This window comes from Ruegeria sp. AK4, assembly GCF_056541025.1.
The window spans coordinates 325,719-338,959 of record NZ_JBQFXS010000002.1 but is presented as its reverse complement, the minus strand read 5'-3'; the positions used below and the strand labels follow the sequence as shown (position 1 = coordinate 338,959).

At 62.0% G+C, this 13,241-nt stretch carries 12 protein-coding genes; all 12 read left to right on the top strand.

The window, feature by feature from the left end; genetic code table 11:
- The first annotated feature begins 144 nt into the window (after positions 1-144).
- The 12 genes from nadA (at position 145) to ACR0EZ_RS05405 (ending at position 13,234) form a co-directional block, all read left to right on the top strand.
- Complete coding sequence (gene nadA, locus ACR0EZ_RS05460; protein ID WP_480611612.1) at positions 145-1,194, top strand: quinolinate synthase NadA; 1,050 nt, start codon at positions 145-147, stop codon at positions 1,192-1,194.
- A 6-nt stretch (positions 1,195-1,200) separates the two neighbouring features.
- On the top strand, positions 1,201-2,766 hold the full coding sequence (locus ACR0EZ_RS05455) for an L-aspartate oxidase (RefSeq protein WP_480611611.1): 1,566 nt from the start codon (positions 1,201-1,203) through the stop codon (positions 2,764-2,766).
- The gene (gene nadC / locus ACR0EZ_RS05450) at positions 2,763-3,611 is read left to right on the top strand and encodes a carboxylating nicotinate-nucleotide diphosphorylase (RefSeq protein WP_480611610.1); all 849 of its coding nucleotides are present in this window, start codon (positions 2,763-2,765) and stop codon (positions 3,609-3,611) included. The genes ACR0EZ_RS05455 and nadC overlap by 4 nt, the downstream gene beginning before the upstream one ends.
- Positions 3,612-3,723: 112 nt before the next feature.
- Positions 3,724-4,704, top strand: coding sequence for a biotin synthase BioB (gene bioB, locus ACR0EZ_RS05445; protein WP_480611609.1), 981 nt, complete (start codon positions 3,724-3,726; stop codon positions 4,702-4,704).
- Entirely contained in the window at positions 4,701-5,834 is a 1,134-nt protein-coding gene (locus tag ACR0EZ_RS05440) for an 8-amino-7-oxononanoate synthase (protein WP_480611608.1), read from the top strand. The genes bioB and ACR0EZ_RS05440 overlap by 4 nt, the downstream gene beginning before the upstream one ends.
- Positions 5,831-6,451 carry a dethiobiotin synthase gene (bioD, locus tag ACR0EZ_RS05435; protein WP_480611607.1) on the top strand — a complete coding sequence of 207 codons (621 nt, stop codon included), beginning with the start codon at positions 5,831-5,833 and terminating at the stop codon, positions 6,449-6,451. The genes ACR0EZ_RS05440 and bioD overlap by 4 nt, the downstream gene beginning before the upstream one ends.
- A complete protein-coding gene (gene bioA / locus ACR0EZ_RS05430) occupies positions 6,448-7,734 on the top strand; it encodes an adenosylmethionine--8-amino-7-oxononanoate transaminase (protein WP_480611606.1) in 1,287 nt (428 codons plus the stop codon). The genes bioD and bioA overlap by 4 nt, the downstream gene beginning before the upstream one ends.
- A complete protein-coding gene (locus tag ACR0EZ_RS05425; protein ID WP_480611605.1) occupies positions 7,731-8,351 on the top strand; it encodes a pimeloyl-ACP methyl esterase BioG family protein in 621 nt (206 codons plus the stop codon). The genes bioA and ACR0EZ_RS05425 overlap by 4 nt, the downstream gene beginning before the upstream one ends.
- Positions 8,348-9,103, top strand: coding sequence for a methyltransferase domain-containing protein (locus ACR0EZ_RS05420; RefSeq protein ID WP_480611604.1), 756 nt, complete (start codon positions 8,348-8,350; stop codon positions 9,101-9,103). The genes ACR0EZ_RS05425 and ACR0EZ_RS05420 overlap by 4 nt, the downstream gene beginning before the upstream one ends.
- 234 nt (positions 9,104-9,337) lie before the next feature.
- The gene (locus tag ACR0EZ_RS05415) at positions 9,338-10,615 is read left to right on the top strand and encodes a glutamine synthetase family protein (RefSeq protein ID WP_480611810.1); all 1,278 of its coding nucleotides are present in this window, start codon (positions 9,338-9,340) and stop codon (positions 10,613-10,615) included.
- Positions 10,616-10,709: 94 nt separating this feature from the next.
- The gene (locus ACR0EZ_RS05410; protein ID WP_480611603.1) at positions 10,710-12,092 is read left to right on the top strand and encodes an aldehyde dehydrogenase family protein; all 1,383 of its coding nucleotides are present in this window, start codon (positions 10,710-10,712) and stop codon (positions 12,090-12,092) included.
- Entirely contained in the window at positions 12,089-13,234 is a 1,146-nt protein-coding gene (locus tag ACR0EZ_RS05405) for an iron-containing alcohol dehydrogenase (protein WP_480611602.1), read from the top strand. The genes ACR0EZ_RS05410 and ACR0EZ_RS05405 overlap by 4 nt, the downstream gene beginning before the upstream one ends.
- The last annotated feature ends 7 nt before the right edge of the window (positions 13,235-13,241 follow it).

The window sequence follows — 13,241 nt, the reverse complement described above, 5'->3', positions numbered from 1 at the left end:
TCCTTTTCCGGTTTTCGGCGGATTTACCTGCATTTCTTAGCGCTAACGCCAAATTTTCCGGTTTTATTACGGAAATGCATCGGCTAGGCCTACGGCCTCAAGCAGCCCGCCAGATAAACGACAGCTGAAAAGGTAGCTCGCACGTTGCTCGATCTTACTAACGTTCGTTCCGTACTTGCGGATCAGTACGACCTTGCGCCCTCGGCCACGCTGGCCAACGAGATGCAGGATGTTTACGCCCGGATGGACCGCGTGGTCAGCCCGCCGGACTGGGCGATCTATGCGCCTTATGTACGTGCAATCAATGCGCTCAAAAAACAACGTAACGCCGTGATCCTTGGGCATAATTACATGACGCCCGAGATTTTCCACGGCGTTTCCGACTTTGTCGGCGACAGCCTGCAGCTGGCGATGAAGGCCAGCGAGGTTGAAGAGGATGTGATCGTACAGGCCGGTGTGCATTTCATGGCCGAAACGTCGAAAATCCTGAGCCCTCAAAAAACCGTTCTGATGCCCGATATGGCCGCCGGATGCTCGCTGGCAGAATCGATCACGGCTGAGGGAATCGACGAGATGCGCGCCAAATACCCCGGCGCGCCGGTCGTGTCCTATGTGAACACCACGGCCGAGGTGAAAGCGGCCTCGGATATCTGCTGCACCTCATCCAACGCGGTTCAGATCGTGGATGCGATGGACAGCGACACGGTCATCATGACGCCCGACCAATATCTGGCGCAGAACGTGGCAAATAAAAGCGACAAGAACGTGGTCTACTGGCCCGGTTCCTGCATCGTGCACGAACAATACACCGCGCAGGACCTGCGCGATTTCCGCGAGTGGAACCCGGGCACGCGGCTGATCGCGCATCCCGAATGCCCGCCCGATGTGGTGGCCGAGGCTGACTATTCCGGCTCGACCAGCGGCATCATCAAATACGTGCATGACGAAAAGCCTGAAAAGGCGATGCTGATCACCGAATGCTCGATGGCGTCGAATATCGCCGACGAACTGCCCGAGGTCGATTTCGTCGGTCCCTGCAACATGTGCCCGTACATGAAGAAGATCACGCTTGAAAAGATCCTCTATGCCCTGCACACGATGGAGGGTCAGGTCGAGGTCGCCGGGGACATTGCCACAAAAGCGCGCAAATCGGTGCAGGCGATGATCGATCTGTCCCGCAAGCTGGGTCTCTGATCCCGTATGAAAGACCTCACCACGGATCGCGTTGTCATCGTGGGGGCTGGTATTGGCGCGCTTTATGCCGCGCTGAAACTGGCACCGCGGCCCGTGGTGATGATCTCGCCCGATCCGTTGGGGCAAGGGGCCAGTTCCGCCTGGGCGCAGGGTGGCGTGGCGGCGGCGATGGACGGTGCAGACAGCCCGGAAAGCCACGCGGCGGATACCGTGAACGCGGGTGCGGGGACAGTGTCACCCGAGGTTGCCGACCTCGTGACGCGCGAGGCGCGCGCTTACATTCTTGATCTGACCACGCTGGGAACGCCGTTCGACCGCACAAAGGACGGCGGCTATGTCCTGTCCCGAGAAGCCGCGCACAGTTTTGCGCGGGTGGTGCGGGTGAAGGGCGATCAGGCGGGCAGCCAGATCATGGCCGCGCTGATTGAACAGGTTCGCGAAACACCTTCCATTCAGGTCTTAGAGGGCGTGCTTGCCGTCGGGCTGGATGTGAAGGACGGGCAGGTGGCCGGCGTTGCGGTACAGGATGCCGAAGGTGGCCCCGACACCGTAATGCTACGCGGGCCTGCCGTGCTGCTGGCAGGGGGTGGGTCTGGCGGGCTTTTTGCGCTGACCACCAATCCTCCCCGCATCCGGGGGCAGGTCATCGGCATGGCGGCGCGGGCCGGGGCGCAGATTGCCGATGCCGAGTTCGTCCAGTTTCACCCCACCGCGATGGATGTGGGCGAAGACCCCGCGCCGCTGGCGACCGAGGCGCTGCGCGGCGAAGGGGCCATTTTGATCAACAAGCAGGGCGAGCGGTTCATGCAGGCCATCCACAAGGATGCCGAGCTTGCCCCCCGAGACGTGGTGGCGCGGGCGATCTTCGATCAGGTACAGACGGGCAATCAGCCTGCGCTGGACACCCGCGCGGCGTTGGGTGCGCGTATAACCCAGGAGTTTCCGGCGGTTGCCGAGTATTGCGCCCGCAATGGCATCGATCCGGTGACGCAGCCGATCCCGGTTGCCCCCGCCGCGCATTATCACATGGGCGGGATCGCAACCGACACAAAGGGCCGCGCAACGCTGGGCGGGCTTTGGGTTTGTGGCGAAGCATCCTCGACGGGGTTGCACGGGGCCAACCGGCTGGCCTCGAACGGACTGCTGGAAGCGCTGGTGTTTGCCCGGATCTGCGCCGAGGGTATCGCGGACAGCATACCCGTGGTGCCCGAGGCCGATCTGCTGGACGTTCAATTCGCGAAAGGCGACGCGCCGGATACGGCGGCAGCGGTGCAAGACCTGCGCCAGACCATGACCCGCAATGTGGGCGTGGTGCGGGATCGCGCCGGGCTGACCCGCGCCTTGCAACAGATCGCGGTGCTGGAAGAGGCGAACGGTGATTGCCCGTCCTATCGGAACTTGTGCGCAACGGCCACTCTGATCGCCGCCAGCGCCCTGCTGCGCGAAGAAAGTCGTGGCGCGCATGAACGATCAGATTTCCCCGATACCGACGAAGGCCACGGCGAACGCTCGAAGATGTACCTGTCCGAAGCGCTCGCCATCCGGGCCCAAGCTTGCAAGGAATTGACATGAGTTTTGCAACCCTGCCTGATCTGGTGCTGGAACCGATGATCCGCACTGCGCTGATGGAAGACCTGGGCAGCTATGGCGACGTGACCACTCGTGCGGTGATCCCCGGTGGCACCACTTACGAGGCCCGGTTGAACGCGCGTGAGGATGCCGTTGTTTCGGGTATGCAGGTGGCAGCCATTGCCTTCCGTCTGGTCGATCCCGCACTTGAAGTTGAAACGCATGTCACCGACGGCACCGCCTGCCAACGGGGCGAGGCGCTGATGACCATCCGGGGCTCTGCCGCCTCGATCCTGTCCGGGGAACGGGTGGCCCTGAACTTTGCCGGTCGCCTGACCGGAATAGCGACCCAGACAGCGGCGTTCGTGGCGCAGACCAATGGCACTGCGGCGCGCATCACCTGCACCCGCAAGACCACGCCCGGTCTTAGGATCGTCGAGAAACTGGCGGTTCTGCATGGCGGCGGCTTCAACCATCGTTATTCGCTGTCCGACGCGATCCTGATCAAGGACAACCACATCGCTGCCGCAGGTGGGGTGTGTCAGGTATTGGAAGCGGCAAAAGCCCATGCCAGCCACATGATGGCGGTGGAAATTGAAGTGGACCGGCTGGACCAACTCTCCAAAGTGCTTGAGGTCGGCGGCGCTTCGGTCGTGTTGCTGGACAATATGGACAACGACACGCTGCGCGAAGCGGTTGCCATGGTCGGCGGACGTATCAAGACCGAGGCCAGCGGCAATGTCACGCTTGACCGAGTGGCCTCGATTGCGGCGACGGGGGTGGACTATATCTCGTCCGGGGCGCTGACACATTCGGTGCGCACGGCGGACCTCGGGTTGGATTTCTAAGAAGCGGATTCATGCGTCAAATTGTGGCGTTCAAGCATGATTTGTTGCACGATGCAATTTTATCGATAATAAATCCTGGTTAACGCAGGCTGCAGAAAGTTTTATAGATAAAATGATCATCCCCCATTCCGGCTGGACCCGAAAATCTGCGCAAGCCGTTCACGATCTTCCGCTGATGGATTTGCTGTTCCGGGCACAAACTGTGCATCGCGAGCATTTCGACCCCAACAAAATTCAAACCTCCAAACTGCTGTCGATCAAGACAGGCGGCTGCGCGGAAGATTGCGCCTATTGCTCGCAATCGGCCCGGAACGGATCAACCCTGCCCGCCTCGAAACTGATCGAGGTCCAGCGGGTTCTGGCCGAGGCCAAGAAGGCCAAGGATGGCGGCGCAACCCGGTTCTGCATGGGCGCTGCATGGCGCGAACCCAAAGCCCGCGACATGCCCGCGCTGGTGGCGATGGTCGAGGGCGTCAAGGCGATGGGGATGGAAACCTGCATGACGCTGGGCATGCTGGATGACACGCAGGTCGTGCAACTGCGCGACGCCGGGCTGGATTACTACAACCACAATATCGACACGTCCGAACGGTATTATTCCGAGGTGATCACCACCCGCACCTTTGCCGACCGGATCGACACGATGAACCGGGTGCAGGACGCGGGGATCAAGGTCTGCTCGGGCGGGATTCTGGGAATGGGCGAACATACCGGCGACCGCATCGACATGCTGCTGACGCTGGCCAACATGACCCCGCCGCCGGATTCGGTTCCGATCAACATGCTGATGCCGCAGGCCGACACGCCGCTGGCCGATGCCGAACCCATCGACCCGATCGACTTTGTGCGCATCATCGCCACCGCGCGCATCCTGATGCCGACCTCTTACGTCCGCCTGTCCGCCGGGCGCAGCGAGATGAGCGACGAGATGCAGGCCATGTGCTTCTTTGCCGGGGCCAACTCGATCTTCGTCGGCGACACCTTGCTAACTGCAGAAAACCCCGAGGAAGACACGGACTCGATCCTGTTTGCCAAGCTCGGTCTGCAGGCGGAACAGGCAGAGGGCAGGGCTTGCACGGAAGCTGCCGAATGAAAGCTGTTGACCGGCTGAATTCCATGCTCGATACGCTGGAATCCCGGCATCGTCGCCGGGTGCTTTCACCTGCGCGCGGGCTGGATTTTGCCTCGAACGACTATTTGGGGCTGGCGGGTTCGCAGATATTGCAGCAGGCCGCTCAGCAGGCAATTGCGCGGGGCGTTCCCGCGGGTTCGGGCGGGTCGCGCCTGCTGCGGGGCAATCATCCTGAACATGAAGCCCTGGAACAGCAGGCCGCCGCGTTTTTCGGGGCCGAGGCCGCCTTGTTCATGGGCGGCGGGTTTCAGGCCAATCAGGCGATCTTTTCCACTCTGCCAGCCGCTGGCGATCTGGTTCTGTACGATGCGCTTGTCCACGCCAGCGCCCACGAAGGCATGCGCGCCAGCCGGGCTGACCTGCGCGCCTTCAGGCACAATGATGTCGGCGATGCCCGGCAGATGGTGAACGACTGGCGCGCTGCTGGCGGCGCAGGGCAAATCTGGATCGCCCTTGAAAGCGTCTATTCCATGGAAGGCGATCTTGCGCCTCTGGAAGACCTCGCAGCGCTGGCGCGGGAGTGTGATGCCGTTCTGATCGCGGACGAGGCTCATGCGACCGGAATTTTCGGGAAGCAGGGTAAAGGGTTGGCCCACGATCTTGATGCAGACCTGCTGACGCTTCACACCTGCGGTAAGGGGCTGGGTGTCGCTGGAGGGCTGATCTGCGGGCCGAAAGCCATGATTGATGCGCTGATCAACCGGGCGCGTCCTTTCATCTTTGCGACTGCGCCGTCGCCGCTGAACGCAGCGCTCGTTCGTGCCGCCCTAACAGCGCTGGCTTCAACCGATGAGCTTGTGATGGCGGCGCAGCAGCGCGTTCGGCACGCGCATGAAACGGCGCGGCATTTCGGTGTTTCGGGGGTCGCCCTTCACAGCCAGATTATCCCGGTGGTTTTGGGGGATGAAGCCAGAACAATGGCGATGGCGGCGTCTCTGCAGGATCAGGGGTTCGATGTGCGCGGCATTCGGCCTCCGACAGTGCCGCGTGGGGCCTCGCGTCTGCGGGTCTCTATCACCGGGAATGTTGGGCACGAGGACATCACCGCCCTGTTCCGCGCCCTCGCCGCGCAGCAAAAGGAGGCCGCATGAGCGCGCTGGTCATCACCGGAACCGATACCGGTGTCGGCAAAACTGTTTTCGCGGCCGGCCTGACGGCGGCGCTGGGGGCCAAATACTGGAAGCCCGTGCAATCGGGGCTGGAAGATGCAACCGACACCGATATCGTGCGCACCCTGTCGGGGGCCGAGGTGCTGCCGGAAACCTATCGCCTAAACCTGCCCGCATCCCCGCACCTGTCAGCCGAAGATATGGGCGTTGAGATTGACCTGTCGCGGCTGACCCTGCCGCAAATCGACGACCCTCTGGTCGTCGAAGGGGCGGGGGGTGTGATGGTGCCGCTGAACCGGGAGGCGTTTTATCTGGACCTCTTCGCCAAGTGGCAGGCTCCGGTCATTCTGGTGGCCCGCACGGCATTGGGGACGATCAACCACACCTCTCTGTCCCTGATGGCCCTGCGCGGGGCCGGGTGTCAGGTTGCCGGCGTGGCCTTTGTCGGCGACGCCGCGCCTGACGTGGAAGACACCATCGTGCAGATGTGCGATGTCCGGCATCTTGGCCGCCTGCCATACCTGAATAGCCTGACGTCACAAAACCTTGCAGAGGCTTTTTCATCCATCGATGTCGATACGATCCGGAGGTTCCTGTGACCCCGCTCGAATTCGACGCCCGCCACCTGTGGCATCCTTATACGCATGTGCTGGATCCCGGCCCGATGCATCTGATCACGGGGGCCGAGGGCGTTTGGCTGACCCGCGATGATGGGGTTCGGATGATCGACGCGATGTCGTCCTGGTGGTGCACCGTACATGGGCACCGCCATCCGGCCATCATCGATGCGATGCAGAAACAGTTGGGACAGTTGCCGCATGTGATGTTTGGCGGCCTGACTCATGAACCAGCCGTCGAACTGGGGCGCAGGCTGATCGGTCTGATGCCCGACGGTCTGGACCGGATTTTCTACAGCGACAGCGGCTCGGTCGCGATTGAGGTCGCGCTGAAAATGGCCGTTCAGTACCAGATCGCCAAAGGCCGCCGCGAACGGACCGAATTTGCCACCATCCGCGGCGGCTATCACGGCGACACGTGGAAAGCGATGAGCGTCTGTGACCCGGTCAACGGCATGCACGGGTTGTTTCGCGGCGCGCTGTCGATCCAGCATTTCCTGCCGCGCCCGTCCATCCGCTACGATCAGGACTGGTCGGATGACCCGGCGAAAAACAGGCTGGGCGCGCTAGAGCAGTTATTGGCAGAGAAAGGCGACCGGATCGCCGCGCTGATCCTCGAGCCGGTCGTGCAGGGGGCCGGGGGGATGTATTTCTACCACCCGGCATGGCTGCGCGGTGCACGCAAACTGTGCGATGCTCAGGACACCCTGCTGATTTTCGATGAAATTGCCACCGGCTTCGGGCGCAGCGGCGAGATGTTCGCGATGGATCACGCGGGGGTGGTTCCCGACATTCTGTGTCTGGGCAAGGCGCTGACCGGAGGGCACATCACGCTGGCCGCAACCGTCGCCACCGAAGCCGTGGCCCAGGGGATCGGCGACAGCGAGGCCGGGGTTCTGATGCACGGCCCGACTTATATGGCGAACCCGCTGGCCTGCGCTGCCGGTGTTGCCAGCCTTGATCAGTTGGGGCAACGCGACTGGCGGCAGGAGGTTGGTGATATCGCAAAGCAGCTAAAGGCGGAACTCGCACCTGCGCGGGCTTTGCCCGGCGTGGCGGATGTGCGGGTTCTGGGGGCCATTGGCGTGATCGAGATGCAAGAGCCGGTGGATGCCTCAATCGCGCATCGGCTGGCCCCGGAAACCGGCGTCTGGCTGCGCCCGTTTGCGCGCAATATCTATTGCATGCCGCCCTACATCATCTCGCCGGACGAGTTGAGCCGGGTCACAGCCGCCATGATCTCTCTGGCCGGAGGTGCGCGGTGAAGCATCAGTGGCTGGCGCAATCGGATCGCTCGGACCTGATGCTGGTCTTCGCAGGCTGGGCCCTTGGCGCAGCCCCGTTCAGCGGGTTGACCGGGGCCGGGAATGTTCTGTTGGTCGAAGATTACACCAGCCTGGAGGACCCGTTGCCGGATCTGAGCCGGTTCGACCGGGTGGACCTGCTGGCGTTCTCCTTTGGCGTGGCCTCGGCAGCGCACTGGCTGAGCGTATCCGGGTTTCGGCCTGACCGGCTGGTGGCCGTCAGCGGTACGCTGCATCCGACCAGCGCAGAGTATGGGATCGCACCGGACCTGATCCGCGCGACGGCGGATCAGCTTTCGCCGACCGGTTTCGCAAAATTCTGCCGCCGCGCCGGGTTGGATGGCGAACCTCCCGCGCTGAACATTGAGGCCGCCCGGTCCGAGCTTCATGCCGTCACCCAACGCGGACCCGCCCCGGACCCGGGCTTTGACCGGATCTGGATTCCGGACCGCGACCGTATCATTCCAACCTCCGCGCAGGAGGCGGCGTGGGCGTGTCAACCGGAAAAGGTAAAACGCATTTCCGCGCCGCACGTTCCCTTTCAACCGGGACAAAACTGGGCAGAGTGGCTGGTATGACCGTTCAGTTTACCGACCGGGTCCAGCGCAGCTTTAGCCGAAGCTTCGACACCTATCACGACACCGCCAGCCAGCAGGCCTGGATCGCCAATCGGTTGGTCTCAGAGCTGCGCCAGCACGGCGCTCCGGACCGATTCAGCCATGCGTTCGAACTGGGATGCGGCACCGGCCATCTGACCCGCCATCTGTGCGAGAGCTTCGGGTTCGGCGCGTTGACCCTGAATGACCTTGCCCCGCAGGCCCGCGCGACGGCTGACGCAATGGGGGCAGGGTTTGTTGCCGGAGACGCCCGGGAGATTGCTTGGCCGGAGCACATCGACCTTTTGGCCTCAGCCTCGATGATCCAGTGGATGGAGGACCCGGCCAGACTGCTGACCAAGGCGTCAAACGCGCTTGCGCCCGGCGGATGGCTGGCGATTTCCGGTTTCGGACCCGAACAATATCGCGAACTGACCCAGATCGGCACGTCGGCCCATGCGCCGGGGTTGTGTTGGCCCGGTGACCTTGCGGTGGCTTTGGGCGACCGGATGGAGGTGCTGAGCGTTGGCGAAAGCGTGCGACAATCGTGTTTTGCCACGCCCCGTCAGGTTCTGGAGCATCTGCGCAAAACCGGCGTGAATGGCGGGGCGCGGACGACATGGACCAAATCGACCCTCGCCCGGTTTACGGCTGACTATAGGCGCCTTTTCGAAACCCCTCGGGGCGTTTCGCTGACCTATCATCCTGTCTGGGTCATTGCCCGCAAGCGGTAGCGGATGGCTGATTCAGCCCTTTCCTGTCGTCTTTCAACGCGCCGAACTTCGCGGCACCCTATTGCGCTCGGGCCAACAGGTCGCCACGGTGGCGGATAGGATTCTGGTAGCGCATCGGCGCACCGCGGGGGCCATCAAGGAGACAGCAACGTGACGGCAAAACTGACTTTCGAACACCTGAAAACCCAGGTCTCTGCGGGTGAGGTGGACACGGTTCTGGTCTGCATCGTCGATATGCAAGGACGGCTGATGGGGAAACGGTTTCATGCCGCTCATTTCGTTGCCAGCGCCTGGCAAGAGACCCATTGCTGCAACTATCTGCTGGCCACCGACCTCGAAATGGGAACGCCCGATGGCTATGCTTCGACCAGTTGGGAAGGGGGGTATGGTGATTATGTAATGAAACCCGATCTGGACTCGCTGCGCCCGGTGCCGTGGCTGGAGGGCACGGTGATGGTGATGTGCGATGTTCTGGATCATCACACCCACAATGAGGTGCCGCACGCGCCCCGGTCGATCCTGAAGAAACAGGTCAACCGCCTGCAGGCCATGGGCTATGAGGCGATGACCGCCACGGAACTGGAGTTTTTCCTGTTCGAGAAAAGCTTCGATCAGATCCGCAAGGAAGGGTTCCGGGAACTCGAGCCGATCTCGGGCTATAACGAGGATTATCACATCCTTCAGACCACCAAGGAAGAACATGTGATGCGCCCGATCCGCAACCATCTGTGGGATGCGGGGATACCGGTCGAGAACTCCAAGGGTGAAGCCGAGACAGGACAGGAAGAGCTGAACATCAAATACGCCCCTGCGATGGACACGGCCGAATATCACACCATCGCGAAGAATGCGGTGAAAGAGATCGCGTGGCAACACGGGCATGCGGCGACGTTCCTGCCCAAATGGCATCATGAGAAGGTCGGCAGTTCATCCCATGTGCATCAGTCGCTTTGGGCAGATGGGCAGCCTGCGTTTTATGACGAAGCGGATGAGCTGGGCATGTCGGCGCTGATGAAAAGCTATATGGCCGGGCTGCTGAAATACGCAGCCGACTATACCTATTTCATGGCGCCTTATATCAACAGCTACAAGCGGTTCATGAAGGGCACCTTTGCGCCAACGCGGATCATCTGGTCGGTCGACAACCGGACCGCCGGTTTTCGCCTGTGCGGTGACGGGACAAAGGCGGTGCGGGTGGAATGCCGCATTCCGGGTTCGGACATGAACCCTTATCTGACCCTTGCCGGGATGCTGGCCGCCGGGATCGCCGGAATTGAAGAAGGGCTGGACCTGCAGCCCGCGGCGACCGGTGACGTCTATCAGGGCGACACTGGCATGATCCCCGGCAACCTGCGCGCGGCGCGCGATGCGTTGCACGGATCGGCCATGCTGCGCGCGGCGATGGGGGATGATGTGGTGGATCACTATTCCCGCGCTGCGGAAGTGGAGATTGAGGAATTCGAGCGCGTGGTGACGGATTGGGAAATTGCCCGGGGGTTTGAGCGAGCTTGATGGGTTGGGAGCGAGGGGCCAGCCCCTCGCGCTCCCGGGGATATTTATGGCCAGATGAAGCAGGGATCCTGTTTCTTTCGGGAATGGAGAGAAGATGGAGCAGATGTTGCAATGTGTCTCGCCGATTGATGGTTCGGTATATGCAGCGCGGGAGGTTCTAACGCGCGAAGCGGCGTTTGAGGTTGCCGCACAGGCGAGGGCGGCGCAGGTGGACTGGGCCGCACGGCCATTGCAGCAGCGGATCGATCTGGTGATGGCAGGCGTGGCTGCCATTGGTGCGATGAATGATGAGATCGTGCCGGAACTGGCGCATATGATGGGACGTCCGGTGCGTTATGGCGGTGAGTTCGGCGGGTTCAGTGAACGCGCGGGTTACATGGCTGAGATTGCCGAGGCGTCTTTGGCCGATATCGCCGTGGGCGAGGACGAGACGTTCCGGCGATACATCAAGCGCCTTCCGCATGGGGTGGTGTTTGTGGTGGCACCCTGGAACTATCCATACGTGACGGCGATCAACACCGTTGCTCCGGCGCTGATTGCGGGTAATGCGGTGGTGCTAAAACACGCGACGCAGACGCTGCTGGTGGGTGAGCGGATGGCGCAGGCGTTTCATGCGGCGGGAGTGCCCATGGACGTGTTTCAGAACGTGTTCCTGAGCCATGATGTGACCAATGATCTGATCGCGGGAAAGGCGTTTGACTTTGTGAACTTCACCGGCTCGGTTGGCGGCGGTCAGGCGATAGAACGCGCGGCGGCGGGGACCTTTACCGGGGTCGGCACCGAGTTGGGCGGCAAGGACCCCGGCTATGTCATGGACGATGCCGATCTGGATGCGGCCGTCGACACGCTGATCGACGGGGCGATGTTCAACTCGGGCCAGTGCTGCTGTGGGATCGAACGGATTTATGTGCATGAGAGCCTTTGTGATGACTTTGTCGCCAAAGCGGTGGAGGTCGTGAAGGGCTATAAGCTGGGCGACCCTCTGGACACTAAGACGACGATCGGACCGATGGCCAATGTGCGGTTTGCCGATGAGGTACGCGCGCAGATTGCCGAGGCTGTCGCCGACGGTGCCGTGACCCATATCGACACCTTCCCCGAGGATGATGGCGGTGCCTATCTTACCCCGCAAATCCTGACCAATGTCAGCCATGACATGCGGGTGATGCGGGATGAGAGCTTTGGGCCTGTGGTGGGCATCATGAAAGTGTCCTCGGACGAGGAAGCCATCGCGCTGATGAATGACAGTGAGTTTGGCCTGACCGCCAGCCTCTGGACCCGCGATGTGGACCGCGCCGCGCGGGTGGGCGACCAGATCGAAACCGGTACTGTCTTCATGAACCGGGCCGACTATCTGGACCCCGGCCTGTGCTGGACCGGTTGCAAGAATACCGGGCGTGGGGGTGGGTTGTCGGTGATCGGCTATCACAACCTGACGCGCCCAAAATCCTTCCATCTGAAAAAGGTGACATCATGAGCCTTGTTGGAAACTGGTCCTACCCGACCGCGATCAAGTTCGGCGCTGGCCGGATCAGGGAACTGCCCGAGGCCTGTGCGGCGGCGGGGATGAAGCGTCCTTTGCTGGTGACGGACAAGGGGCTGGCCGATCTTCCGATCACCAGCGCCACGTTGGATATTATGGAGGCCGCCGGGCTGGGGCGGGGCCTGTTTGCGGATGTGGACCCGAACCCGAATGAAAAGAACCTCGACGCCGGGGTCGCGGCGTATAACGCGGGAGGCCATGATGGCGTGATTGCCTTTGGCGGCGGCTCGGGGCTGGATCTGGGCAAGATGGTCGCCTTTATGGCGGGTCAGACGCGCCCGGTCTGGGATTTTGAAGACATCGGCAATTGGTGGACGCGCGCGGATGCGGATGCGATTGCGCCGATCATCGCGGTGCCGACCACCGCCGGGACCGGGTCCGAGGTGGGGCGCGCCAGTGTGATCACCAATTCCGATACCCACGCCAAGAAGATCATCTTCCACCCCAAGGTGCTGCCGACCGTGGTGATCTGTGATCCGGAACTGACGGTGGGCATGCCGAAATTCATCACTGCGGGCACCGGGCTTGATGCCTTTGCCCATTGTGTCGAGGCGTTCAGCAGCCCGCATTACCACCCGATGAGCCACGGCATCGCGCTGGAAGGCATGCGGCTGGTGAAAGAATACCTGCCCCGCGCCTATGCCAATGGCAGCGATATCGAGGCTCGCGCCCAGATGATGAGCGCGGCGGCGATGGGGGCCACCGCGTTCCAAAAGGGCCTTGGGGCGATTCACGCGATGAGCCATCCCGTCGGCGCGGTGTTCAATACCCATCACGGCACGACGAATGCGGTCTGCATGCCCGCCGTTTTGGACTTCAACGCCCCCGAGATTGCGGATCGCTTCCAGTCGGCGGCGGCCTTTCTGGGCATTGATGGCGGCTTTGACGGGTTCCGCACCTTTGTGCAATCGTTCAATGACAGCCTCGGCATTCCGCGCAACCTGTCTGATCTGGGCGTGACAGAGGCCTCGATTCCCGAACTGGTTCAGGGGGCGATTATTGACCCATCCTGCGGCGGTAACCCGGTTGAGTTGACCGAGGATAAACTGACGCAACTGTTCAAAACCGCGCTGTAAGACCACC

Excerpts from the sequence above, each read along its gene's own strand:
- ACR0EZ_RS05415 (WP_480611810.1), top strand. The coding sequence starts at position 9,338 with ATGCAAGGACGGCTGATGGGGAAACGGTTTCATGCCGCTCATTTCGTT.
- ACR0EZ_RS05420 (WP_480611604.1), top strand. The coding sequence starts at position 8,348 with ATGACCGTTCAGTTTACCGACCGGGTCCAGCGCAGCTTTAGCCGAAGC.
- bioD (WP_480611607.1), top strand. The coding sequence starts at position 5,831 with ATGAGCGCGCTGGTCATCACCGGAACCGATACCGGTGTCGGCAAAACT.
- ACR0EZ_RS05455 (WP_480611611.1), top strand. The coding sequence starts at position 1,201 with ATGAAAGACCTCACCACGGATCGCGTTGTCATCGTGGGGGCTGGTATT.
- ACR0EZ_RS05440 (WP_480611608.1), top strand. The coding sequence starts at position 4,701 with ATGAAAGCTGTTGACCGGCTGAATTCCATGCTCGATACGCTGGAATCC.
- bioB (WP_480611609.1), top strand. The coding sequence starts at position 3,724 with ATGATCATCCCCCATTCCGGCTGGACCCGAAAATCTGCGCAAGCCGTT.
- nadC (WP_480611610.1), top strand. The coding sequence starts at position 2,763 with ATGAGTTTTGCAACCCTGCCTGATCTGGTGCTGGAACCGATGATCCGC.
- ACR0EZ_RS05410 (WP_480611603.1), top strand. The coding sequence starts at position 10,710 with ATGGAGCAGATGTTGCAATGTGTCTCGCCGATTGATGGTTCGGTATAT.
- ACR0EZ_RS05405 (WP_480611602.1), top strand. The coding sequence starts at position 12,089 with ATGAGCCTTGTTGGAAACTGGTCCTACCCGACCGCGATCAAGTTCGGC.